This is a genomic window from Pseudomonas entomophila, assembly GCF_029193575.1.
Classification (GTDB): Bacteria; Pseudomonadota; Gammaproteobacteria; order Pseudomonadales; family Pseudomonadaceae; genus Aquipseudomonas; species Aquipseudomonas entomophila_G.
On sequence record NZ_JARGCS010000008.1, the window covers coordinates 15,285 to 37,419 of the forward strand.

Annotated in this window: 21 protein-coding genes; 16 read left to right on the forward strand and 5 right to left on the reverse strand. The window is 67.0% G+C overall.

The annotated features are described in order from the left end of the window. Window positions 1-159 precede the first annotated feature (159 nt). Window positions 160-1,497: a lysine N(6)-hydroxylase/L-ornithine N(5)-oxygenase family protein gene (locus P0Y43_RS01680; protein WP_275635562.1), complete on the forward strand. Its 1,338-nt coding sequence runs from the start codon at window positions 160-162 to the stop codon at window positions 1,495-1,497. A 161-nt stretch (window positions 1,498-1,658) separates the two neighbouring features. On the opposite strand, the gene P0Y43_RS01685 is transcribed toward P0Y43_RS01680, so the two are convergent. Then, window positions 1,659-2,591, reverse strand: coding sequence for a LysR family transcriptional regulator (locus tag P0Y43_RS01685; RefSeq protein WP_275635563.1), 933 nt, complete (start codon window positions 2,589-2,591; stop codon window positions 1,659-1,661). Window positions 2,592-2,794: 203 nt separating this feature from the next. On the opposite strand from P0Y43_RS01685, the gene P0Y43_RS01690 reads away from it, so the two are divergent. From P0Y43_RS01690 to P0Y43_RS01730, 9 genes are all read left to right on the forward strand, one after another. Beyond that, the gene (locus tag P0Y43_RS01690) at window positions 2,795-3,313 is read left to right on the forward strand and encodes a flavin reductase family protein (protein ID WP_275635564.1); all 519 of its coding nucleotides are present in this window, start codon (window positions 2,795-2,797) and stop codon (window positions 3,311-3,313) included. A 49-nt stretch (window positions 3,314-3,362) separates the two neighbouring features. Further along, on the forward strand, window positions 3,363-4,346 hold the full coding sequence (locus P0Y43_RS01695) for an ABC transporter permease (protein ID WP_275635565.1): 984 nt from the start codon (window positions 3,363-3,365) through the stop codon (window positions 4,344-4,346). A gap of 51 nt (window positions 4,347-4,397) precedes the next feature. Continuing rightward, window positions 4,398-5,333 carry a substrate-binding domain-containing protein gene (locus tag P0Y43_RS01700; protein ID WP_275635566.1) on the forward strand — a complete coding sequence of 312 codons (936 nt, stop codon included), beginning with the start codon at window positions 4,398-4,400 and terminating at the stop codon, window positions 5,331-5,333. Window positions 5,334-5,349: 16 nt separating this feature from the next. Next, the gene (locus tag P0Y43_RS01705) at window positions 5,350-6,846 is read left to right on the forward strand and encodes a sugar ABC transporter ATP-binding protein (RefSeq protein ID WP_275635567.1); all 1,497 of its coding nucleotides are present in this window, start codon (window positions 5,350-5,352) and stop codon (window positions 6,844-6,846) included. A gap of 10 nt (window positions 6,847-6,856) precedes the next feature. After that, a complete protein-coding gene (locus P0Y43_RS01710) occupies window positions 6,857-7,654 on the forward strand; it encodes an SDR family NAD(P)-dependent oxidoreductase (RefSeq protein ID WP_275635568.1) in 798 nt (265 codons plus the stop codon). An 80-nt stretch (window positions 7,655-7,734) separates the two neighbouring features. Next, window positions 7,735-8,853 (forward strand): LLM class flavin-dependent oxidoreductase, encoded by a 1,119-nt coding sequence (locus tag P0Y43_RS01715; protein WP_275635569.1) that lies wholly within the window; start codon window positions 7,735-7,737, stop codon window positions 8,851-8,853. Window positions 8,854-8,893: 40 nt separating this feature from the next. Next, a complete protein-coding gene (locus P0Y43_RS01720; protein ID WP_275635570.1) occupies window positions 8,894-9,772 on the forward strand; it encodes a transketolase in 879 nt (292 codons plus the stop codon). Window positions 9,773-9,774: 2 nt separating this feature from the next. Next, on the forward strand, window positions 9,775-10,755 hold the full coding sequence (locus tag P0Y43_RS01725; protein ID WP_275635571.1) for a transketolase family protein: 981 nt from the start codon (window positions 9,775-9,777) through the stop codon (window positions 10,753-10,755). A 299-nt stretch (window positions 10,756-11,054) separates the two neighbouring features. Next, complete coding sequence (locus tag P0Y43_RS01730; protein ID WP_275635572.1) at window positions 11,055-12,275, forward strand: maltoporin; 1,221 nt, start codon at window positions 11,055-11,057, stop codon at window positions 12,273-12,275. Between the two features lie 101 nt (window positions 12,276-12,376). Here the strand turns inward: P0Y43_RS01730 and P0Y43_RS01735 are convergent, their stop codons facing one another. Then, window positions 12,377-13,282, reverse strand: a complete 906-nt coding sequence (locus tag P0Y43_RS01735) for an NAD-dependent epimerase/dehydratase family protein (RefSeq protein ID WP_275635573.1) — start codon at window positions 13,280-13,282, stop codon at window positions 12,377-12,379. Window positions 13,283-13,502: 220 nt separating this feature from the next. On the opposite strand from P0Y43_RS01735, the gene P0Y43_RS01740 reads away from it, so the two are divergent. After that, window positions 13,503-14,285, forward strand: coding sequence for an SDR family NAD(P)-dependent oxidoreductase (locus P0Y43_RS01740; protein ID WP_275635574.1), 783 nt, complete (start codon window positions 13,503-13,505; stop codon window positions 14,283-14,285). A 41-nt stretch (window positions 14,286-14,326) separates the two neighbouring features. Here the strand turns inward: P0Y43_RS01740 and P0Y43_RS01745 are convergent, their stop codons facing one another. Then, on the reverse strand, window positions 14,327-15,523 hold the full coding sequence (locus P0Y43_RS01745) for an MFS transporter (protein ID WP_275635575.1): 1,197 nt from the start codon (window positions 15,521-15,523) through the stop codon (window positions 14,327-14,329). Window positions 15,524-15,894: 371 nt separating this feature from the next. Further along, a complete protein-coding gene (locus P0Y43_RS01750; RefSeq protein WP_275635576.1) occupies window positions 15,895-16,935 on the reverse strand; it encodes a D-cysteine desulfhydrase family protein in 1,041 nt (346 codons plus the stop codon). A 102-nt stretch (window positions 16,936-17,037) separates the two neighbouring features. Between P0Y43_RS01750 and P0Y43_RS01755 the strand changes: the two genes are divergently transcribed. Continuing rightward, complete coding sequence (locus tag P0Y43_RS01755; RefSeq protein ID WP_275635577.1) at window positions 17,038-17,919, forward strand: LysR family transcriptional regulator; 882 nt, start codon at window positions 17,038-17,040, stop codon at window positions 17,917-17,919. A gap of 11 nt (window positions 17,920-17,930) precedes the next feature. Here the strand turns inward: P0Y43_RS01755 and P0Y43_RS01760 are convergent, their stop codons facing one another. Continuing rightward, window positions 17,931-18,782, reverse strand: a complete 852-nt coding sequence (locus tag P0Y43_RS01760; protein WP_275635578.1) for a LysR substrate-binding domain-containing protein — start codon at window positions 18,780-18,782, stop codon at window positions 17,931-17,933. Between the two features lie 282 nt (window positions 18,783-19,064). On the opposite strand from P0Y43_RS01760, the gene P0Y43_RS01765 reads away from it, so the two are divergent. The 4 genes from P0Y43_RS01765 to P0Y43_RS01780 are packed head-to-tail and all read left to right on the forward strand — an operon-like array spanning window position 19,065 to window position 22,116. Then, window positions 19,065-19,904, forward strand: a complete 840-nt coding sequence (locus P0Y43_RS01765; protein WP_275635579.1) for a transporter substrate-binding domain-containing protein — start codon at window positions 19,065-19,067, stop codon at window positions 19,902-19,904. After that, window positions 19,904-20,638, forward strand: coding sequence for an amino acid ABC transporter permease (locus P0Y43_RS01770; RefSeq protein ID WP_275635580.1), 735 nt, complete (start codon window positions 19,904-19,906; stop codon window positions 20,636-20,638). Before P0Y43_RS01765 ends, P0Y43_RS01770 begins: the two co-directional genes overlap by 1 nt. Then, window positions 20,628-21,308: an amino acid ABC transporter permease gene (locus tag P0Y43_RS01775; protein ID WP_275635581.1), complete on the forward strand. Its 681-nt coding sequence runs from the start codon at window positions 20,628-20,630 to the stop codon at window positions 21,306-21,308. Before P0Y43_RS01770 ends, P0Y43_RS01775 begins: the two co-directional genes overlap by 11 nt. Next, entirely contained in the window at window positions 21,298-22,116 is an 819-nt protein-coding gene (locus tag P0Y43_RS01780; RefSeq protein WP_275635582.1) for an amino acid ABC transporter ATP-binding protein, read from the forward strand. The genes P0Y43_RS01775 and P0Y43_RS01780 overlap by 11 nt, the downstream gene beginning before the upstream one ends. Window positions 22,117-22,135 lie beyond the last annotated feature (19 nt).

A 22,135-nucleotide genomic window follows, 5' to 3' on the forward strand; every position in this document is an offset into this window, starting at 1 on the left:
GCGGGCTGTGGCGTATGTGGGGCAGGGGAGCGGGGCAGTGGGGGTTAAATTTCCGTGCAGAGCCCTCGTTCAAGTCAACAGACGACCTGCTGCCTCGCCAATGGCCGACAGGGTCACTTTTCCTCCCCGTCACCGGGGCTTATCTAGAGGACACTGGATATGACGCAGGCACTGGCATCGGCGGTCGTACACGACCTGATCGGCATAGGCTTCGGCCCGTCGAACCTGGCTTTGGCCATCGCCCTGGAGGAACGCGGCCAGGCCCATGGCCCGCTGGACGTGCTGTTCCTCGACAAGCAGGCCGACTACCGCTGGCACGGCAACACCCTGGTGACCCAGAGCGAATTGCAGATTTCCTTCCTGAAGGACCTGGTGACCCTGCGCAACCCCACCAGCCCGTATTCGTTCGTCAACTACCTCAAGCAGCACGGGCGCCTGGTGGACTTCATCAACCTGGGCACCTTCTACCCCTGCCGCATGGAGTTCAACGACTACCTGCGCTGGGTGGCCTCGCACTTCGACAGCCAGAGCCGCTACGGCGAGCAGGTGCTGCGCGTGGAGCCGGTGCTGGTGGGTCAGCAGGTCGAGGCGTTGCGGGTGATCTCGCGGGATGCCCAGGGCGTGGAGTTCGCCCGCACCACCCGTTCGGTGGTGGTCAGCCCGGGCGGCACGCCGCGCATTCCGGCGACCTTCGCCGGGCTCAAGGACGATGCGCGGGTGTTCCACCATTCGCAGTACCTGGCGCGCATGGCCCAGCAGGCCTGTGTGGACGGCAAGCCGATGCGCATCGCCATCATTGGCGGTGGGCAGAGCGCGGCGGAGGCGTTCATCGACCTCAACGACAGCTATCCGTCGGTGCAGGTCGACTGGATCATCCGTGGCTCGGCGCTGAAACCCGCCGACGACAGCCCGTTCGTCAACGAGGTGTTCTCGCCGGAGTTCACCGACCTGGTGTTCCAGCAGCCGGCGGGTGAGCGCGAGCGGTTGATCAACGAGTACCACAACACCAACTATTCGGTGGTGGACCTGGACCTGATCGAGCGCATCTACGGGATCTTCTACCGGCAGAAGGTTTCCGGGGTGGCGCGGCATGCGTTCCATACCCTGACTAACGTCGAGCACGCCCGTGGCACGGCCCAGGGCGTGGAGCTGGGGCTGCGTAGCAACGCCACGGGCGAGGCGCGGGTGCTGGGGTATGACGCGGTGGTGCTGGCCACTGGGTACGAGCGGCAACTGCACCGTGAGCTGCTGGCACCGGTGCAGGAGTACCTGCGCGACTACGAGGTGGACCGTGCGTACCGCTTGCTGACCGACGAGCGCTGCAAGGCGGGGCTGTACATGCAGGGGTTCAGCCAGGCCAGCCATGGCTTGAGCGATACGTTGCTGTCGGTGCTGCCGATTCGGGCCGACGAGATCGCCGCCTCGCTGTACGAGCATGGCCGGGCGCGGGAGCAGGCGCGGGTGGTGCCGGTGTCGCGGTTGGCCACGGCGAGCTGATTCGGCTGGCGCAGACAAGCACCGCCCTTCGGGGCGGTGTTTTCGTTGGCAGCGGCAATTTCAGGTGATTGGCTGGCTTTCCTGGCCCTATCGCGGGGCCGGCACTGACACAGCAAAGGCAGTCGCTCCCAGCGCTACGGTGCCACTCTGGAGCGATGGGTTCACAGGCCCACCGGCCTCAACAAATGCCGCGCCGGCGTCTCCAGCTCATTGAAATAGCGCACCGCGAAATCCACGAACGCGCGCACCCGCTGCGGCAGCTTCTTGCCCCCCTCGGTCAGCAGGTGAAACCCCGTCGCCGGGCAACTGAAGTCCTCCAGCAACGGCACCAAGCGCTGCTCGTGCAGGTCCTCGGCCACTTCCCACACCGACTTCCAGGCAATCCCCAGCCCCTGCAACGCCCACTGGCGCAAGGTGAACCCATCGTTCACCAGACGGTTGCCCCGCACCTGCACCGAGAACGTCTCGCCCTCGCGGCAGAACCGCCACTTGTCCTGGGGAAAATCCGCCTGCAAGTGGATCAGGCAGTTGTGCTCCAGCAATTGCTCCGGGCTCTGCGGCGCGCCATGGCGCGCCAGGTACTGTGGCGAGCAGCAGACGATGCGCCGGTCGCCGCCCAATGAGCGCGCCACCAGGGTGCTGTCGGGCAGGTTGCCGTAGCGAATGGCGATGTCCGAGCCGGATTCGACGAAATCCAGCAAGCGGTCGGTGAAGAACAGCCGCACCGTGACATGCGGGTGCTCCTCGACAAAGGCGTCCACCAACTGGCTCACCCACTGGCGGCCCAGGTCGGTGGGGCAGGTGACGCCGATGGTGCCGCGCAACTGCGCGCTGCCGCCACGGATCACGCTGTCCAGCGCCTCGACGTCTTCAAGGATCTTCTGCGCCGCCTCGAACAGGTACAGGCCCTCGGCGGTGGGGCTCAGCCCGCGCGTGTTGCGCTTGACCAGGCGCAGCCCATAGAACTCCTCCATCGCCTTGAGTCGGCCGCTCATGGCCGCCGGCGACAGGCCCAGCTGGCGCCCGGCCATCGACAACGAACCGCTTTGCACCACCAGCCTGAACAGGCGCAGATCCTGGAGTCTGTCGGCCATCGCACGGCCCTCCCGTGGTTGTGGGTGATGGGGCCATTCTTCAGGTCAGCTGAAAGCTTGGCAATTCATTTACCAATAAACCACGCAAACGAAGGGTCGGGTTTTCACGTCCGCTGAAAAGTCATCTCGGAAAAATCGAATACCTGGCGGGGGCGGCGCTACTTACCATGGAGGCAGGCTCAACGGTAAGAGGAGTTGCAAGAATGTCTGTCATATCGAGTCAAGCCACCATCGGCAATCCGCAAGTCACCGACCTGTTCCGCAGCGCCATGGGCCGCTTCGCCGCCTCGGTGACGCTGGTCACCACGCTCGACGAGCAGTGCGCCCCGCACGGCCTGGCCGCCACCGCGTTCTCCTCGGTGTCGATGGACCCAGCCTCCGCGCTGGTCTGCGTCAACCGCAGCTCCAGTGCGTCACCGATCATCAAACGCTCCGGTCTTTTCTGCGTGAACATGCTGCAGCAGGAGCACGAAGCCTTGTGCGCCATCTTCAGCAAGCCCGAGCTGCGCGACCGGCGTTTCGTCGACGGCGACTGGGCGGTAGGCGTGCATGGCCTGCGCTACCTGGCCGATGCGCAAGCCTCGATCTTCTGCGAAGTCGCCCAGGAAGTGGAGTACGGCTCGCACACGATCTTCATCGGCAACGTCGTCAATGTCATCACCCAGTCGCTGGAGTCGCCGCTCGTCTACATGGGCGGGCGCTTCAGGGGGCTGGCGGCCTGATCGCAACACAAGTTCGTACCCTCCAATAAATACAAGAAGTGGTGTTCGTATGTATGGCTTCAGTTCCAAGGCGCGCCTGATTCCGCCTGCCCTCAAGCTCAACGCGCAAGCGTCGGGCATCACCGGCCCGCTGCTCGGCCTGGTCCTGCTGTGCGTGGTGCTCAGCCTCACCACCGACGCCTTCCTCACCTTGAGCAACCTCCTCAATATCCTCGACCAGGTGACCGTGCTGGGCATCATGGCCCTGGGCATGACCCTGGTGATCCTGATCGGCGGCATCGACCTTTCGGTGGGCGCGGTGCTGGCCGTGTCGATCATGGTCATGAGCTGGGCCGAGCATGTCATGGGCCTGCCGATGGGCCTGGCGATCGCCGCGGCGCTGCTCACTGGCGCGGCCTGCGGCGGTGTCACCGCGGCCCTGGTGGTGCGCGCCGGCCTGCCGTCGTTCATCGCCACCCTGGCGATGATGTCGGTGGCCCGCGGCCTGGCCTACATGGTCACCGACGGCACCCAGATCAGCGGCTTCCCCGAATGGTTCGGCAACCTCTCGATCATCCGCTACGCCGGGGTGGTGTCGCTGACCGTGGCCTGCTTCGTGGTGCTGGCGCTGCTGTTCTGGTTCGTCCTGCGCTTCACCGTGGCCGGGCGCAGCCTCTATGCCATCGGCGGCAGCGCCAAGGTGGCCAAGCTCTCGGGCATCCGGGTCAAGACCCACACCGCGATCGTCTATGTGATCTGCGGCGTCACCGCCGCGCTCGGCGGGGTGATCCTCACCTCGCGCCTGGACACCGCCGGCGCCGGTGCCGGGGTCGGCTACGAGCTGGACGTGATCGCCGCCGTGGTGATCGGTGGCGGCAGCCTCAAGGGCGGCGCCGGCAGCGTGGTCGGCACCCTGGTTGGCGTGCTGATCATCGGTGTGCTGCGCAACGGCCTGAACCTGGCCGGCATCTCGCCCTTCGTCCAGCAGGTGATCATCGGCGCGGTGATCGCCGCCGCCGTGATGCTCGATGCCATGAAACGCAAGAACGCATAACCCTCCCGCAACTCAGCCTTTGACAATCAGAACAATTCTGGAGGCGTGTCCATGAACGTTTTCTCTGTGCCCGTGCGCGTGTGTTTTGCCCTGCTGATGCTGTTGCCCGCCTGGGCCAACGCCGAGAACAAGCCGCTGAAGGTCGGCATGTCGATCCCCAGCCTGCAATGGGAGTTCTACCTGATGGTGCGTGACGGCGTGCTCGAGCAGGCCGGCAAGGACGGCATTGGCGAGGTGCTGGTGGTCGACGCGCAGGCCGATGCCGCGCGCCAGGTCAGCCAGATCCAGGACCTTTTGAGCAAGGGCATCGACGTGCTGCTGTACACCGCCACCGGTTCCGCCGCGTCCGCCGTGCCGGTGCGCCTGGCCAAGCAACAGGGCGTGCCGGTGGTGTGCGTCGACAACTTCCCGAAGAACGTCGAGTGCGACGCCTACGTCTCCACCGACAACACCGCCGCCGCTGCCGAGCTGGCGCGCCAGGTGGTCAAGCTGACCGGTGGCAAGGCGCAGATCGGCCTGCTCCAGGGCACCCTCGGCGATACCACCGAGAAGACCCGCGCCGATGGCTTCGACGTCGAACTGGCCAAGACCCCGGAGATGGTCATCGTCGACCGCAAGCCCACCGACTGGCTGCAGGACAACGGCTTCAAGGTCGCCCAGGACATGCTGCAAAAGCACCCGCAGATCGACGTGTTCGTCGGCCGCTCCGACGCCCCGGCCCTGGGCGCCGCCCAAGCGGTGCGGGTGGCCAACGTGCAACACAAGGTGTGGATCTTCGGCTACGACGGCCTGCGCCCGGCGCTCGAAGCGGTGCGTGACGGCAAGATGGACCTGACCATCACCCAGCAAGCCGTGGAGATGGGCCGCACCGCCCTGCGCACTGCGCTGGCGCTGAAGGCGGGCCAGCCGGTCGACAAGCACCAGGCGCTGCCGGCGTTCGTCACCACTCGCGAGAACGTCGCCACGTTCCTCGCCCGTCACCCTTGAGCGAAGGACGCTGACCATGAGCATGGCAAGCAATCCCGCGCCGTTCTTCCGCGCCGAGCATCTGGGCATGTCGTTCAACAGCATCAGCGTGCTGGAGAGCATCAGCTTGGAGATCGGCCGCGGCGAGGTGGTGGCGCTGCTGGGCGAGAACGGCGCCGGCAAGTCGACCCTGTCGTCGATCATCGCCGGCGCCCTGTGCCCGACCCGCGGCAGCATGAGCATCGACGGCCGGCCCTATGCGCCGACCTGCCCGAAGGATGCCATCGCCCTGGGCGTGAACATGATCCACCAGGAGATCCAACTGCTGCCTGAGCTGAGCGTGGCCGAGAACATCTTCCTCGGCCACCTGCCGACCCGCCACGGCATGGTCGACCGTGAACGCATGCGCCGCGAGGCCAAGGTGCAGCTCGAACGCCTGGGCCTGGACATCTCGCCCGACACCCTGGTGCGCGAGCTGCGCATCGCCGCGCAGCAACTGGTGGAGATCGCCAAGGCGCTGACCCTGGATTCGCGCCTGTTGATCCTCGACGAGCCCACCGCGGCGCTCGGCGTGGAGGAGACCGAGCTGCTGTTCCGGCAGATCGAAGCGCTCAAGCGCGAGGGCGTGTCGTTCATCTACATCAGCCACCGCATGGAAGAGATCGCGCGCATCGCCGACCGTATCGTGGTGATGCGCGACGGCCACCTGGTGGCCCGCCATGAGCGTGCCGACGTCGAGGTCGACGTGCTGGTGGCGCAGATGGTCGGACGCTCGATCGAGCGGTTGTTCCCGGCCATCCCCGCGCCGAGCCCGCGCGAGGTGTTGCAGGTGCGCAAGCTGACCTGCCGCAGCCAGCGTTTCAAGGACATTTCGTTCTCGGTCCGTGCCGGTGAAGTGTTTGGCATCGCCGGCATGGTCGGCGCCGGGCGCAGCGAGGTGATCCGCGCCATCGCCGGGGTCGACCCGGTGGCCAGTGGTGAGGTGCGCGTCGAGGGCCAGCCCCTGCGCCTGGATGGCGTGCGCGCCTCGATCGACGCCGGGGTGGTGCTGGTGCCCGAAGACCGCAAGGCCGAGGGCGTGGTGCTGGACCACTCGATCGCCGAGAACCTGGCCTACTGCAACCTCGACCGCCTCGGCGCGCGGGGGCTGCTGACGCGCAAGCGCATCGATGCCTTCGCCAGCGAACGCATCGCCACCCTGGGCGTCAAGGGCGAGCCCGGCAAGCCGCTGGACAAACTCTCCGGCGGCAACCAACAGAAGGTGGTGATCGCCAAGTGGATCGCCCGCAACCCCAAGGTGATCATCCTCGACGAGCCAACCCGCGGCATCGACATGGGCGCCCGCGCGGCCATCTACCAGCTGATCGCCGACCTCGCCGCCAGCGGCGCGTCGGTGGTGGTGGTGAGCTCGGACCTGGACGAGGTGATCGGCCTGTCGCACCGGGTGATGGTCATGGCCCGTGGCACCTGCCAGGGCATCCTCGACGGCGAGCAGGTCGCGCCGCAACAGATCATGGCCCTGGCCACCGCCTGAGGAGATGCCGATGGACGCGATCCACTACCAGCACCTGCCGGCCACGCCCTTCGACGCTTTGCTCGACCTGCGCGACCAGGTGGCGGTGGTCACCGGCGGCAGCGCCGGCATCGGCCTGGCGATCAGCCGACGCCTGGCCCAGGCCGGCGCCCGGGTGGTGATCGGCAGCCTGGCCCGCGAGCACACCGACGCATTATTGGAGGAGGGCCTGGCGGCGCGCTTCGTCGCCACCGACGTCAGCCGCCGCGAGCACATCGAGCGGCTGGCGGCGGAGGCGGGCGGGCAGGGCCGGCTGCGCATCTGGGTGAACAACGCTGGCATCTACCCGCTCAAGCCCATCGACGAGGTGGACGAGGCGTTCTGGGACCGCCTGCAGGCGATCAACTGCCGCGCGGCGTTCTTCGGCGCCCAGTGCGCCCAGGCGCAGATGCGCAAGCACGGCGAGGGCGGCAGCATCATCAACCTGGCCTCGGTGTGCGGGCACCGGCCGATGGCCAACCACGTGACCTACGACACCAGCAAGGGCGCGCTCCTGGCGATGACCCGCAGCCTGGCCAAGGACCTGAGCCGGCATGGCATCCGCGTCAACGCCATCTCGCCAGGGCTCACGGCGACGCCCGGCAACCTGGAGCCTGAGTTGTTCCGCCAGCACCAGCACAACCGGGTGCTGGAAAACATCCCGCTGGGGCGCCCCGGCGAGCCCGAGGAAATCGCCAACGTGGCGCTGTTCCTGGCCTCGCCCATGGCCGCCTACCTGACGGGCACCGACATCACGGTCGACGGCGGCTGGCTGCTGCACGGCAGCTGACCCCGCGACCTTTTGCCCGGGTGCCCGCGTGGGCGCCCGGGACCGCTATCGCCTGATAGCCATTTGCAAGGAGAACCACCATGAAACTCGCAATGTTCATGCAGCCCCTGCACCACAAGGGCTGGGACTACCACGAGATGTACGACCAGGACATCGCCTGTGTGGTGCACGCCGACAAGGTCGGCTTCGACGAAATCTGGATCGGCGAGCATACCTCCCAGCGCACCGAGCCGATCACCAACGCCCTGCAGTTCATGTCGGCGCTGATTCCGCTGACCCAGCGCATCAAGCTGTGCACCGGCGTGCTCAACCTGCCGCACCACCACCCGGCGCGCGTCGCTGGCGACGCCGCGATGTTCGACCACATGAGCCGTGGCCGCTTCATCATGGGCATCGGCCCGGGCGGCCTGGCCTCGGACTTCGAGGTGTACGGCAGCAACGGCAAGGACCGTGGGCGGATGATGGTCGAGTGTTTCGAGATGATCCAGAAGATCTGGGGCAGCGATGCGCCGTACCAGTTCGCCGGTGAGTTCTTCGATGTCTCCCTGGTCGACACGGTCAACCATGCACTGGAAATCGGCTACATGCCCAAGCCGTTCCAGAAGCCGTTCCCACGCCCGGCCACCACCGCCATGAGCCCGTTCTCCAGCACCGCGAAACTGGCGGGCAGCAAGAACTGGGACCTGATGTCGGCCAACTTCAACCCGACCGCCACCGTCGCCTCGCACTGGCAGGCCTACCTCAAGGGCGCCCAGGAAGCCGGCCACCCGGCCGACCCGAGCAACTGGCGGGTGGCGCGCTCGGTGTTCGTCGCCGATTCCCAGGCCCAGGCCGAGGACTACCTGGCCGACCCGAACTGCACCCTGCGCCGCTACTTCGAGTACATGATCGACAACCTCGCCAGCAACAACTACATGCAGATCTTCAAGACCCGGCCGGACATGACCGACGCCGAAGTCACGGTCGATCACTGCATCCGCGAGATGGTGATCTACGGCGACGTCGACAACGTGGTCGACCAACTGGTGGCCTTCAGCGAGCAGACCGGCCCGTTCGGCACGCTGATGACGACCTTCCACGAGTGGGACGACGAAGCCCTGTGGCGCCGCTCGATGGAGCTCACCGCCCGCCAGGTGATCCCGCAACTGAACCTGTACATGCAGCCACGCCTGGACGCCGCGCGGGCGGCCCTCGCCTGAGCCGCGTTTACCCGGAAAGCCTACTGATCCAAGGTGCAACATGACCCTAGCAGTCGATGCAAAACACCCCGATGACTTCGCCCTGACCCCCGCCGAGCTTGCCCGGCTGCGGGACAAGGCGCAATTCATCCGCCTGGAAACCATCCGCCTGATCGAGATCGCCAAGGTCGGCCACTACACCTCGGTGTTCTCCGCCGCCGAGCTGTTCGCGGCGCTGTACTACGACGTGATGGCGCTGCGTCACGGCGAGCCGAAGTGGCCGCTGCGCGACCGCTTCATGATGGGCAAGGGCCACGCCGCCGTGGGCCTGTTCCCGGTGCTGGTGGAGTGGGGCTTCTTCGAAAAAGAGATCCTCGATGGCTACACCCGCCTGGGCAACCCGCTGGGCGACCACCCGGACATGCGCAAGGTGCCGGGCGTGGACTTTTCCTCAGGCTCCATCGGCCACGCCTTGTCGGGCGGGCTGGGCATGGCCATGGCCGGGCGCATGCTCGGGCAGGACTTCACCACCTTCGTCATGCTCGGCGACGGTGAAATGCAGGAAGGCCAGGTGTGGGAAGCGGCCATGGCCGCCTCGCACCACAAGGTCGGCAGCCTGGTGGCGATCGTCGACCGCAACGGCTTCCAGCTCGACGGCAGCGTCGACGACGTGATCGGCGTCGAGCCGCTGGCCGACAAATGGCGCGCGTTCGGCTGGGAGGTCTACGACGTCGACGGCCACGACCTCGCCGCGCTGACCCCGCTGCTGCGCCGCATCAAGGCCGAGAAGGGCCGCGAGAAACCGGTGTGCATCATCGCCCAGACCCTCAAGGGCAAAGGCGTCTCCTACATGGAGACCGAGCCAGGCTGGCACCTGGGCTACCTGGACCCTGAAGACGCGCAGCGCGCCATCGACGAAATCAAGAGCAAGGTGATCTGACCATGAACACTGCACCCCTGTCCGCCAACTCCTGGCAGTACCGTGAGCTGAACACCCAGACGCCGGGGCTGGACGCGCTGTCCGACGCCTTGCTCGCCCTGGTCGCGCAAGGCGAGCCGGTGGTGGCGGGCACCGCGGACCTCCAGTACTCCAACGGCCTGGCCAAGTTCGCCGAGCACTGCCCGGAGCGCTTCGTGCAATTCGGCATTTCCGAGCAGAACATGGTGTCGTGCGCCGCCGGCATGGCCGCGGTGGGCATGAAGCCGTTCATCGCCACCTTCGCCTCGTTCCTGCCGCTGCTGTGCTGCGAACAGATCCGCATGGACGTCGCCTACTCGGCGCTGCCGGTGCGTCTGATCGGCCACCACGCCGGTATCTCGCTGGGCTTCTACGGCACCTCGCACCACGCCACCGAAGACTTGGCGATCATGCGCGCGATCGCCGACATCACCATCGTCGCCCCGGCCGATGCCAACCAGCTCAAGGCCGCGATCAAGGCCTCGGCCAACCACCCGCAGCCGATCTACTTCCGTATCCAGCGCGGCCGCGACCCGGTGGTGTACGAGCAGGAGCCGGTGTTCGAGTTCGGCAAGGCCACCACCTTGCTGAGCGGTGAGGAGCTGACCATTATCGCCACCGGCTCCACCGTGCACCCGGCCCTGCAGGCGGCGCGCGCGCTGAATGCGCAAGGCCGCTCGGTGGGCGTGCTGGACATGACCACGGTGAAGCCGCTGGACGTCGACGCGGTGCTGCGCGTGGCGCGCCAGAGCCGGGCGCTCCTCACCGTCGAGGAGCACAACATCCTCGGCGGCCTGGGCGGCGCGGTGTGCGAGGTGATCGCCGAGGCCGGCATCGGCACGCGCATCCGCCGCCATGGCATCTACGACGAGTACAGCCTGATCGCGCCGCCCACTCACCTCTACCGCCACTACAAGCTGGATGCCGAGGGCATCGAGAGCGTGGCGCGCGAGTTGCTCGACTGATCTGAGACCGCGTCGCCCCCATCGCGGGGCAAGCCCGCTCCTACATCGTCCCTGTGGGAGCGGGCTCGCCCCGCGATAGGGCCCGCCCAGACACCCCAAAAACCTTGCCCCAAAAAAACAATAAAGCGTGCAAGCCATGACCCAGCCCACCGACTAGACCACCCCCACAGCCCCCAGCAAACCCCTGACGCTGCGATCACGCGGCGGGTGAGCGCGTGCCCCACGCCTTCGCCACGGACGGCTGTTGCCCGCTGCAAAGCGATCGCCCGCACACAAAAACAACAACGCGGAGCACCACCATGAAACTGAAGACCTTCACCACGCTCGCCGGGGCGTCCTTGGCGACCCTCGTACTGCCGGCCGATGCCCTGGAGTTCACGGGCTATTTGCGCACCGGCGTCGGCGGCGCCTCCGGCGGCGGCAGCCAGAGCTGCTTCCAACTGCCCGGCGCGCCCTCCAAGTACCGCCTGGGCAACGAATGCGAGCAACTCGCCGAGCTGCAACTGGCCCAGGACCTCATCAAGCCCGGCGACGGCTCGACCTTGAGCCTGGTCGGCATGGCCCAGCTGTTCGCCGGCTACGGCCACAGCCCGCAGTTCACCGGCGAGCACGGCTACTCGCGGATGGTGCAGATGTACGCCCAATGGCGCGACATGCCGGCGCTCAACGGCGGCGCCTTCTGGGCCGGGCGGCGTTACTATCGACGCAACGACATCCACATCTCCGATTACTTCTACTGGAACCAGAGCGCCACCGGCTTTGGTTTCGACGAGGTGGCCATCGGCGACCTGAAATACAGCTACGTGTTCTCGCGCAAGGACAACCTGTTCCAGGAGCCCTACATCAACCGCCATGACTTCAACGTCGGCGGCTTCAAGAGCAACCCCGGCGGCGAGCTGGAATTCGGCGTGAGCTACCTGCAACGGCCGGACAGCCGCGATGCGCACAGCGGTTGGGCCGTGGCGGCGCAGCACAAGCAGAAGGGCTTTCTCGGCGGGCTGAACACGGTGGCCCTGCAATACGGCCGTGGGCCGGGCACCGCGCTGGGCTATACCGGCGACCCGACCCTGGACAACACCAACCAGAGCTGGCGCGCGGTGGAGTACTTCGACTGGCAGCTGACGCCGCGCTTCAGTGGGCAGTTCCAGGTGGTCTACCAGAAGGACCAGCGCCCCGATGGCAACGACCAGGACTGGCTGTCGGTCGGGGTGCGGCCGGTGTATGCGTTCAGTGACCAATTCAAGCTGATCACCGAGCTGGGCCGCGACCAGATCGACGCCCCTGGCGGCACGCGCAAGCTGACCAAGTTCACCGTGGCGCCGACCTGGTCGCCGGCCGGGCCGGGGTTCTGGCAGCGGCCAGAGGTTCGCCTGTACTACACCTATGCGCGCTGGAACGACGCGGCGCAGCGCGCGGCCAGCGCGATGGCGGCGGGGTCGGCGTTGTCGGACAGCGGGGCGTTCGGCAATGCGCTGCATGGCAGCAACTTCGGGGTGCAGCTGGAGTATTGGTGGAAGTGAGGCGCTAGCGGGGCGGGTGCGGGGTGACCTGCACCGGCCCTATCGCGGGGCAAGCCCGGTCCTACAGGAGCGGGCTTGCCCCGCGATGAACGCGACGCGAATTACCAGCGCACGTCCGTGCTGCGCAGCCACTCGTGAATCGATTCGCGCTGGGGCTGCCAGCCCAGCAACTGCCGCGCATTCACCGCCCGCACCCGGCTGTTCGAGCCAATGGCGAACCGCGCCCAATCCCCCAGCTCGGCAATCGCCTCCTCCGCCGGCCAGCTTTCGATACGGCCTTCGTAGCCCAGCGCATGGCTGATCGAGGTGGCGATCTCGACGAACGACGCCTCGCCATTCTCGGCGAAGAACAACGACGCCGACGGCGCCTTCTCCAGCGCCAGGCGGTACAACTCGGCCAGGTCCTCGATGTGCACGTTGGACCAGCGGTGCACCCCCGCGCCCAGGTAGGCGCCGGCACCGAACTGACGCGACTTGGCCAGCAGCTTGGGCAACTGGTCGCTGGCGGTCGGCAGGCCCAGGGCGTCGCCGTAGATCATGGTCGGGCAGAACACGATGGCACGGATGCCGCACTCGACGCCGGCATTGCGCACGCGCTGGTTGATCGCCACGCGGTCGCGGCGGATGTCCATCGGCTCGAACGGGGTCTCGTCGGTGAAGATCGCCTCGCGCGCGTAGGCGCCGCGCGCATCGTCACCGACCACGCTGGAGCCGGAGGTGTGGATGAACGCCTTGCCGCTGCCGTGCAGGGCCTTGATGAAGGTCTGCACGCTGGCCAGGTGGTCTGAGTCGGCGGTGTGCACCACCGCGTCCGCGGCCTGGGCCTGCTCGGTGAGGATGTAGGCGTCGTCCAGGGTGCCGAGCACCGGGGTGATGCCCAGGGCTTGCAGGGCGTCGCGTTTGCCAGGGTCGCGGATCAGGCCGGTGACCTGGTGCCCGGCGTCAACCAGGTACTTGGCCACGGAGCCGCCGATATAGCCGGAGGCGCCGGTTACGAAGATTTTCATCGTGGACCTTTCTTATTGATGAGTGGAAGGAAAACAGGGGTTGCAGGCCTACGGTAAGAACTTGCCGAAGGCACCACCAGCCGGTAGGGGGGCACAACTCTTGTGAGGTCGATTCGTATCAACTTCTGCTGAAAAGTGTTTGCACGGGAAGTGAATAGGGTGGCCCTGTCGATCCGTAATAGATTCGCGCCAAGAACAACTACAACAGAGGCGCAACACCATGGATTACCAACTGGCCGACAAGAACGTGTTGATCACCGGGGGCGCGACCGGCATTGGCCGGGCCATCGCCCAGTGCTTCCTCGATGAAGGGGCGCGGGTGGTGGTCAGCGGCCTGACCCAGGAGATGGTCGCCGAGGCCTGCGCGGCCCTGGGCCCGCGTTGCACGGGCCTGGCCGGTGACCTGACCCGCCCGGGCGTGGCCGAGCGCCTGGCCGAGCATGCCCGCGCCAATGGGCGCATCGACTACCTGATCAACTGCGTCGGCATCTTCGAGGTGCGCGACTTCTTCGAGACGGATGACGAGCAGTGGTTTCACTACTTCGACGTCAACGTCATGACCGCCGTGCGCATGACGCGGCTGGTGCTGGCCGACATGCTTGCCGCAGGCGAAGGCTCGGTGGTGTTCATCAGCAGCGAGTCGGGGGTCAAGCCGCAGCCGTGGATGGTCCACTACGGGGCGATGAAGGCTTGCCTGCTGGGCGTGTCGCGCGCCCTGGCCGAGCTGACCAAGGGCACGGCGGTGCGGGTCAACAGCATCCTGCCGGGGCCGACCAGCACCGAGGCGGTGCGCCGCTACCATGCCGAGATCGCCGAGGAGAAGGGCATCAGCCCGCAGCAGGTGGTGGCCGACTACTTCGACCAGACCGAGCCGACCTCGTTGATCCGGCGCATGATCGAGCCGCAGGAGGTGGCGCGCAGTGTGCTGCACCTGGCGGCCTCGCCAGCGCTCAATGGCATGGCCATGCGTGTGGAAGGCGGGACGATTCGCAGCATTCTCTGAAGCGCCATCGCGGGCTTGCCCCGCGATGACTTTAGCGCCGATCAGCAGGCTGCCACCTTCACCTGGCGACGTTGCCACAACAGCCACGCCAGCGGCAGGTTCACCAACACCGCCGCCGCCACGCCCGCCCACGGCGTCAGCGCCAGGTGCCCGTTCTCCACCAGCACGCTGCCGGCCCGCTCGCCCAGGGTGATGCCCAGGTTGAACGCCGAGATGTTCAGGCCCGAGGCGAAGTCCACGGCCTTGGGCGTGTGCAGGCGCGCGGTGGCGAGCATGCCGGTCTGGAACGCCGGGGTCATGCCGAAGGCGACGATCCCCCAGATGAACACGGTCACCCCCATCAGCAGCTTGTACTGCAGCGACAGCGCCAGGGCCACCAGGGTCAGGGCCAACACGCCGAACAGCAGGCGCAGGGTGCGCTCCCAGCCGAGGCTGTCGGCCAACCGGCCGCCGAGCAGGTTGCCGATCAGCGTGGCCACGCCGAACACCAGCAGCAGCGCGCTGGCGCCGGTGGCCGAGAAACCGGTGATGTCGGTGAGGATCGGGGTGATGAAGGTGAAGGCCGAGAAACTTGCGCCGAAGCCCAGGATGGTCACCGACATCATCGTCCAGATCGCCGGGTTGCCCAGTGCGGCCAACTGACCGAGGGCCTTGCCACCCTGGCTCGCCGGTTGCCGGGGCAGCCACGCCGCAGTGGCCAGCAGCGCCAGCAGGGCGAGTAGCGACACGGCGTAGAACGGCAGGCGCCAGCCCATGGCGTTGCCCAGGTAGCTGCCCAGCGGCACGCCGATCACCATGGCCAGGGTCAGGCCGGCGAACATCGTCGCGATGGCCTTGCTGGCCTGGCCTTCACGGGCAAGGCTGGCGGCCACGGTGGCGCCGATGGCGAAGAAGGCGCCGTGGGCCAGGGCGGTGATGATCCGTCCTATCAGCAGCATCGGGTAGTTCGGCGCTAGCGCCGAGACCAGGTTGCCGACCAGGAATACACCGATCAGGCTCATCAGCACGGCCTTTTTCGGGAAGCGCCCCAGGCCGATGACGATGAACGGCGTGCCGATGGCCAGGGCCAGGGCATACAGGCCGACCAGGCTGCCGGCGCTGGCCAGGGAGATGTCGAAGGCTGCCGAGATCGACGGCAGGATGCCGACGATGATGAATTCGGCGACGCCGATGGCGAAGGCGGTGATCGCCAGGGTGAGGATGCCGGGGTGCAGCCCGGCGTGGGTGCTGTTGCGCATGTTCAGTTCTCCGGGTTCGGTAGTCGCAAGACGGGGTGCCTTCGCCGGGGTTCTGGTTCTTGTTGGGGCGGGGTAGGCGGGCGGGCTGGAGGTTGTGCTTGTTGCCCGGTGCAGCGGGTGATGGCGTCTACTGTGCGGGATTGCGCGGAGGCTGAGTAGCGGGGCAGGGGGCATATCATTTGTGACTTGAAGTCAGGTGTGGGAGCTGGAAGCCTGCAATCGTCTTTGTGTTGCCAGTGCTCGCCTCATCCTGGGGCGAGCCCGCTCAGGCTCACCTCGAACCTGAGCGCAGCGCCGTACCCGTAAGCGGGCTTGCCCCGCGATGGCGGCGGTCGGCACGGCGAGGGGCGCTGGGCGGTGCAAGCCGCCGTCTACAGGGGCGGCGCCGTGCTCAGGGCGCAGCGGTAGGCGAACAACCCCGGGGTGCCGCCGGTCATGACGAACAGCAGGTTGTCACCGGCCTGGTAGCGATCGCCCTCCAGGTCGGCGAGCAGCCCGGCGAAAGCCTTGCCCGAGTACACCGGGTCGAGCAGCAGCCCCTGGGCGCGGGCCATCAGGCGCAGTGCCGCGAGCATCGAGTCGGTGGGCAGGCCATAGCCGTCACCGAGCTGGCTGGCGTCGATGTCGATGTCGCCTGCCTCGATGTCGTCCGGCAGGCCGAGCAGGGCCTGGGCTTGGTGCGCCAGCGCCAGGGTCTGCTGTCGCGCCTGGTCGGCGTTGGCCAGCACCGCGTACGACTTCACCAGCCCGGCGCCGCGCCCCAAGGCGGCGAAGCCTGCGGCCAACCCGGCGTGGGTGCCGGAACTGCCGTTGGCGGTGAACACGCGCGTGAACTGCATGCCCAGGCTGTGTTCTTGCTCGATGATTTCCAGCGCGGCCTTGGCGTAGCCCAGGCAGCCGAGGGCGGTCGAGCCCCCCGTGGGGATCACCCTGACCTTTTCGCCGGCCACTGCGCGCTGCGCCGCGAGCACTTCGGCCCAGTGCAACGCGCTGATGCCGTCGGGGGCGATGTGCAGGTTGGCGCCGAACAACCTGTCGAGCAGGACGTTGCCGTTTTGCTCGTATTCTTCGCCGTCCTTGGCCACCGCCCGCGACAGCACCAGCTCGCAGGGCATGCCCAGCGAAGCGCAGGCTGCGGCGCTGAGGCGCGCATGGTTCGATTGCAGGCCGCCTACGGTGATGACCCGTTCGACCCCGTCGTGCAGGGCCGCACCCAGCAGAAACTCAAGCTTGCGCAGCTTGTTGCCTCCCCCGCCCAAGGCCATGAAATCGTCGCGCTTGGCGAACAGGCGGATACCCCGTGAGTCCAGCCCCAGCACGTGTTCGAGGGCGGTGAGGCGCTGGATCGGTGTGTGCTGGTCGATCAGTGTGGTTTGGGGGAAGCGGGCGAGCAGGGCGTGAAGCGGCGCCATGGGGAACACCTACGTGGGCGAGTGGACGGCTTCACGGTATTGGAAAGTGCTGGGTTAATAAATACAGTCGGAGTTGAATGAATTTTAACGGGTGGTTAATAAATGGATCGTCTGCGCGCAATGGAAGTGTTCGTCACCGTGGTCGAGCAGGGCAGCTTCAGCGCGGCGTCCGAACGCCTTGGCGTGTCCACGCCGATGGTGAGCAAGTACATCCGCGGCCTGGAGCAGAGCTTGAAGGTCGAGCTGATCCAGCGCAGCACCCGGCGCATGCAGGTCAGCGAGGCCGGGCGGGTGTTTCTGGACGAGGCGCGCCAAGCCCTGGAGCAGGTGCGCCGGGCCTACGAGCGGGTCGAGAGCTTGCAGCAGGCACCCAGTGGGCTATTGCGCGTCAGCGCGCCGATGACCTTGGGCGCGTCGTTGGTGGCGCCACTGGTGGCGCGGTTCCTGCGTGAGCAGCCACAGGTGCGTATCGAACTGGTGCTGAGCAACAGCGTGGTCGACCTGATGGCCGAAGGCTTCGACGTGGCCTTTCGCATCGGTGAGCTGGGCGATGTCGACCTGATCGCCAAGCCGCTACGGCCCTACCGCATGGTGCTCTGCGCGGCGCCCGACTACCTGCGTGAGCAGGGCTGCCCGCAGGTGCCGGCGGACCTCGCCGAGCACCGACTGCTGGCCCATTCCACCTGGACCAACCGCTTCACCTGGCCGTTGCGCGAGAACGGTCGGGAGCACCCCTGGCCCGAGCATTGGGTGCTCAAGAGCAACGACGGCCAGGCCCTGCGCCTGGCCGCGATCGCCGGCAACGGTATCCTCATGCAGCCGCACTTCCTGGTCGCCGACGACCTGCGCGAGGGGCGCCTGGTGTCGTTGCTCGAGGCCTTCCTGCCGGCCACCCGACCGGTCAGCCTGGTGTACCTGCGCCAGCGCGGCGCGCTGGCCAAGCTCGATGCCTTCGTGCGCTTCGTGACGCAGCATGCCAGCTGAGGTCGCCTGACTCACAAGCCGACGCTGGCGCGCACCATGGCGTAGGCTTGGCGCACCAGCGGGTTGACCGTGTTGGCCCGCACCCACAGGTGGTAGCTGACATCCGGCAGCGGCGGCAGGCCGTCGCTCTGCCCGAGCACGCGCATGTCCGGGCCGACCATCTCCTGGCTGCGCGCGGTGATGCCCAGCCCCGCGCGCACCGCGGCCTTGATGCCGATCAGGTTGGACGCCAGGTAGGCCTGGCGCCAGGCGATGCCGGCCTGTTCCAGGGCCTCGAGGGCCAGTTTGCGGTACAGGCTCGGCTCGTCCACCAGCACCAGTGGCAGCGGCTCGCCGGGCAGGTGCTGGTACTGCGCGGCGCAAATCCACCATACCGGCGAGGTGCGCAGCACGAAACCTTCCAGGCCCGGTGCGCTGCGGGTGGAGATGACCATGTCGACCTTGCCGCGCTGCAGGTCTTCCATCAGGAATGGGCTGCGCCCGACGTCGATCTCCAGGCGCAGGTTGGGCGCCGAGCGGGCGATATGGCCGAGCAGCGGCGGCAGGATGGTGTCGGCGATATCGTGCGGCGAGCCGATGCGCAGCACGCCGCTCGGGCCATCCTGGCGCAGGCCGGCAAGGGCTTCGTCGTTGAGTGCGAGCATCTGCCGGGCGTGGCGCAGCAGTTGGCGGCCGGCGTCGGTGAGCGCTTTGTGGCGGCCTTGCTTGCGCAGCAGGGGCACGCCGACCTGCTGTTCCAGGCGTTGCATGTGCTGGGTGACCGAGGCCTGGGTGCGGGCCAGGTGGCGGCCGGCCTCGGCGAAGCTTGTGTGGTCGGCGATGGCGACGAAGGTGCGCAGCAGGTCGAGGTCGAGGGCGGTCATGGGCTGGGCCGTGGGTTGGGGTGGGGCAGGGCGCAGCGGCCCCTGCTTTTACATTACTCACACTCGATAAAAGATAATGAATCTTTATCTTTTGGTCGACACCCAGGCCTCATTAAACGAATAAAGTCCAGTATTTACCGGGCTTATATCCGTTTCTCGTACTTGCTGAACAATCAAAGTTATAACGATAGGCAATATTTGCATTTCCCCTGCCGCCCTCGACTTCCTAGCATGCGCCCTCATTGGCCGGGCGTTCCGGCTGCCGGGACGAGGAGCCCCACCATGTCGCTGTCCACCGTTGCCCGTCGCGGGCTGTTCGCCACGCTGCTTGCCAGCACTACCTTGGCCGCCAGTGGCCTGGCCCATGCCGATGCCACCCTGGACAAGATCGAGCAGCGCAAGAGCCTCTCGGTGGGCGTTGTGCTCTCCGGCGGGCCGTTCGGCGCAATCGACCCCAGCACCCGCGAACCGATTGGTTTGAGCGTCGACCTGGCCCGCGACCTGGCCCGCCAGTTGAACGTCAAGCTCGAACTGGTGGCCGTGCAGCCGGCCAACCGCGTGCAGTTCCTGCAGCAAGGCAAGGTCGACCTGCTGATCGCCAACATGGAGTGGAACGCCGAACGCGACAAGCTGCTTGGCCATGTGCCAACCCCCTTCTACCGGGTCGGCGGCACCGCCGCGCTGGCCAAGGACAGCCCGATCAAGGCCTGGGCCGACCTCAAGGGCCAGCCGGTGTGCACCTCCCAGGGCAGCAGCTACACCCAGGCGCTGGTCGAGCTGGGCGCCGACCTCAAGGCCTTCAAGACCTCCGCGGAATCGCTGCTGGCCCTGCGCGGCAACAACTGTGTGGCGGCGGTGCACGACGCCACGCTGATCAACCCGCTGCTGGCCAAGGGCGGCGAATGGAGCGGCTACCGCGCCCTGACCCCAGAGCTGAACCCGGCACCGTCGGTGATCTGGACCCGCCTGGGCGAGACCGACACCCAGCAGCGCCTGGACCCGTTCGTCAAGCAGTGGCACAAGAGCGGCTGGCTGATCGAGCGTGAAACCGCCAACCACATCACCCCGGCCTCGCCGGCGCTGGTGGAGCTGCGCGCCAAGCTGCAGGGCGCCGGCGCCTGATGGATGCCACCCTGCACGGCTTGGTCGCGCAGCTGGCGCGCCTGGGCCTGGACTACAGCTTTCTGCTCGAGGGCCGCGCCCGCGGCAACCTGCTCGATGGCGCGCTGACCACCCTGGGCCTGTGCCTGCTGGGCATCGTCGGCAGCCTGCTGGTCGGCGTGTTGCTGGCCGGCGCCGTGACCAGTGGCCGCCGTGCCCTGGCGTGGCCGGCGCGGGCGTTCATCGAAGTGACCCGCAACACCCCGACCCTGGTGCAGCTGTATTGCGCCTTCCTGGTGCTGAACATGCTGATCAACCAGAGCCTGGGCAGCGCCAACCCGATGACCCCCTTCGCCTGGGTGGTGCTGGTGATTTCCCTGCACAAGGGCGCCTTCCACGCCGAGGCTCTGCGCGCAGGCATCGAAGCGGTGCCGGCGGTGACCCTGGAAGCCGCAAGCTCCCTGGCCTTCAGCCGCCGCCAGCAACTGCTGCGGGTGCAACTGCCGCTGGCCGTGCGCTTCGCCTTGCCAGCGCTGGTCAACAACCTCATCGACCTGGTGAAGATGACCGCCGTGGCCTCGGCCATCGCGGTCAACGACATCACCTATGCCTCGATCATGATCTGGACCCAGGCTGATAACGTCATCGAACTGATGATCCTGATCCTGGCCTTCTATGGATTGCTGAGCTTTACCGTCAACTGTGTCGGCCGCGCCCTGGAAGCGCGCCTGAGGATGCCTGGCTATGGCCACTGAGAACCTGGCGACCCTCTGGCAGTGGTCGCCGACCCTGGCCGCGGGGTTGTTGCAGAACATCCAGATCAGTGTCGGTGCCATTGGCCTGGGCACGCTGTTCGGGCTGCTGGTCGGCGTGTTGCTGCTCTCGCCGCTGGCGCCGCTGCGCGCCGTGGCGCGGCTGTGGGTGCAGCTGTTTCGCAACGCGCCGTGGCTGGTGCTGATCTACTTCACCTCCTACGTGTTTCCCTTCGACATCAACGTGGCTGGCACCTGGGTGGCCTTTCCCGACTGGCTCAAGGTCACCGTGGGCCTGGCCCTGCCTGCCAGCGCCAACGTGGCGGAGATCTTCCGGGGCGCGGTGGCGTCGATCCCGGCCACGCAGTGGGAGGCGGCGCGCTCGCTGGCCTTCAATCGTGGGCAGATCTTCCGCTCGATCATCCTGCCGCAGTGCCTGCGGCGCATGCTGCCGCCCTGGATGAACCTTTACGCGGTGGTGACCATGGGCACTGCGCTGGCCTCGCTGGTGGGCGTGCACGACCTGATCGACAGTGCGCAGATCGCGGCCAACACCGTCAACCGCAGCGGCTTCACCGTGTTGGTGTACTTCAGCGTGCTGGCGCTGTTCTTCGCCTATTGCTACCCGATCGCCCGCCTGACCCAACGCCTGGAGCGCCGCTATGCCTTCTGAACCCCTGATCCAGCTGCGCGACGTGCACCTGGCCTTTGGCGACACCCCGGTGCTGCGCGGCATCGACCTCGACGTGCAGGCTGGCCAGGCGGTGTCGATCATCGGCCCGTCGGGCTCGGGCAAATCGACCCTCCTGCGCTGCATGACCGGCCTGCTGCGCCCGCAGCGCGGCGCTATTCGCATCGGCGACACGGCCGTGCACGCCTTGCGTGACGAAGCCGGGCTGATCGCCCTGCGCAAACAGGTCGGTTTCGTGTTCCAGCAATACAACCTGTTCCCACACCTGAGCGTGCTCGACAACCTGCTGATCGCGCCGATCCAGGTATTGGGTCGCAGCCGCGACGAGGCGCGCCACGACGCCCTGGCGCTGCTCGACAAGGTGCGCCTGGGGCACAAGGCCGCCGTTTTCCCCGGCGAGCTGTCGGGCGGTCAGCAGCAGCGCGTGGCGATCGCCCGCGCCCTGGCCATGCGGCCTAAGCTGATCCTGTTCGACGAAGTGACCTCGGCGCTCGACCCGGAGATGGTCGGCGAGGTGCTGGCGGTGATCCGCGAGCTGACCGAGGAGGGCATGACCTGCGTGCTGGTCACCCACGAGATGCGTTTCGCCGAGGAGATCAGCGACCAGGTGTACTTCACCGAGCATGGCCGCATCGTCGAGCACGGCAGCGCCGCGCAGGTGTTCAGCGCCCCCGCGCATGAGCGCACGCGCGCCTTCCTGCAGCACGCGCTGGGTGAGGGCGGACAACGCCCGAGCCGCCCGGCGCCCGATGTCTTCAGCAACCTGGGGCGCTACAACCTCAGCGTTTGATTCCTGGAAAAGAGAGAAC

What these genes read in the sequence shown, in the direction of transcription:
- P0Y43_RS01710 (WP_275635568.1), top strand. Translation starts at nt 6,857, where the DNA reads ATGGACGCGATCCACTACCAGCACCTGCCGGCCACGCCCTTCGACGCT.
- P0Y43_RS01780 (WP_275635582.1), top strand. Translation starts at nt 21,298, where the DNA reads ATGCCTTCTGAACCCCTGATCCAGCTGCGCGACGTGCACCTGGCCTTT.
- P0Y43_RS01705 (WP_275635567.1), top strand. Translation starts at nt 5,350, where the DNA reads ATGAGCATGGCAAGCAATCCCGCGCCGTTCTTCCGCGCCGAGCATCTG.
- P0Y43_RS01680 (WP_275635562.1), top strand. Translation starts at nt 160, where the DNA reads ATGACGCAGGCACTGGCATCGGCGGTCGTACACGACCTGATCGGCATA.
- P0Y43_RS01740 (WP_275635574.1), top strand. Translation starts at nt 13,503, where the DNA reads ATGGATTACCAACTGGCCGACAAGAACGTGTTGATCACCGGGGGCGCG.
- P0Y43_RS01755 (WP_275635577.1), top strand. Translation starts at nt 17,038, where the DNA reads ATGGATCGTCTGCGCGCAATGGAAGTGTTCGTCACCGTGGTCGAGCAG.
- P0Y43_RS01715 (WP_275635569.1), top strand. Translation starts at nt 7,735, where the DNA reads ATGAAACTCGCAATGTTCATGCAGCCCCTGCACCACAAGGGCTGGGAC.
- P0Y43_RS01775 (WP_275635581.1), top strand. Translation starts at nt 20,628, where the DNA reads ATGGCCACTGAGAACCTGGCGACCCTCTGGCAGTGGTCGCCGACCCTG.
- P0Y43_RS01720 (WP_275635570.1), top strand. Translation starts at nt 8,894, where the DNA reads ATGACCCTAGCAGTCGATGCAAAACACCCCGATGACTTCGCCCTGACC.
- P0Y43_RS01695 (WP_275635565.1), top strand. Translation starts at nt 3,363, where the DNA reads ATGTATGGCTTCAGTTCCAAGGCGCGCCTGATTCCGCCTGCCCTCAAG.
- P0Y43_RS01765 (WP_275635579.1), top strand. Translation starts at nt 19,065, where the DNA reads ATGTCGCTGTCCACCGTTGCCCGTCGCGGGCTGTTCGCCACGCTGCTT.
- P0Y43_RS01745 (WP_275635575.1), bottom strand. Translation starts at nt 15,523, where the DNA reads ATGCGCAACAGCACCCACGCCGGGCTGCACCCCGGCATCCTCACCCTG.
- P0Y43_RS01760 (WP_275635578.1), bottom strand. Translation starts at nt 18,782, where the DNA reads ATGACCGCCCTCGACCTCGACCTGCTGCGCACCTTCGTCGCCATCGCC.
- P0Y43_RS01750 (WP_275635576.1), bottom strand. Translation starts at nt 16,935, where the DNA reads ATGGCGCCGCTTCACGCCCTGCTCGCCCGCTTCCCCCAAACCACACTG.
- P0Y43_RS01690 (WP_275635564.1), top strand. Translation starts at nt 2,795, where the DNA reads ATGTCTGTCATATCGAGTCAAGCCACCATCGGCAATCCGCAAGTCACC.
- P0Y43_RS01770 (WP_275635580.1), top strand. Translation starts at nt 19,904, where the DNA reads ATGGATGCCACCCTGCACGGCTTGGTCGCGCAGCTGGCGCGCCTGGGC.
- P0Y43_RS01730 (WP_275635572.1), top strand. Translation starts at nt 11,055, where the DNA reads ATGAAACTGAAGACCTTCACCACGCTCGCCGGGGCGTCCTTGGCGACC.
- P0Y43_RS01700 (WP_275635566.1), top strand. Translation starts at nt 4,398, where the DNA reads ATGAACGTTTTCTCTGTGCCCGTGCGCGTGTGTTTTGCCCTGCTGATG.
- P0Y43_RS01735 (WP_275635573.1), bottom strand. Translation starts at nt 13,282, where the DNA reads ATGAAAATCTTCGTAACCGGCGCCTCCGGCTATATCGGCGGCTCCGTG.
- P0Y43_RS01725 (WP_275635571.1), top strand. Translation starts at nt 9,775, where the DNA reads ATGAACACTGCACCCCTGTCCGCCAACTCCTGGCAGTACCGTGAGCTG.
- P0Y43_RS01685 (WP_275635563.1), bottom strand. Translation starts at nt 2,591, where the DNA reads ATGGCCGACAGACTCCAGGATCTGCGCCTGTTCAGGCTGGTGGTGCAA.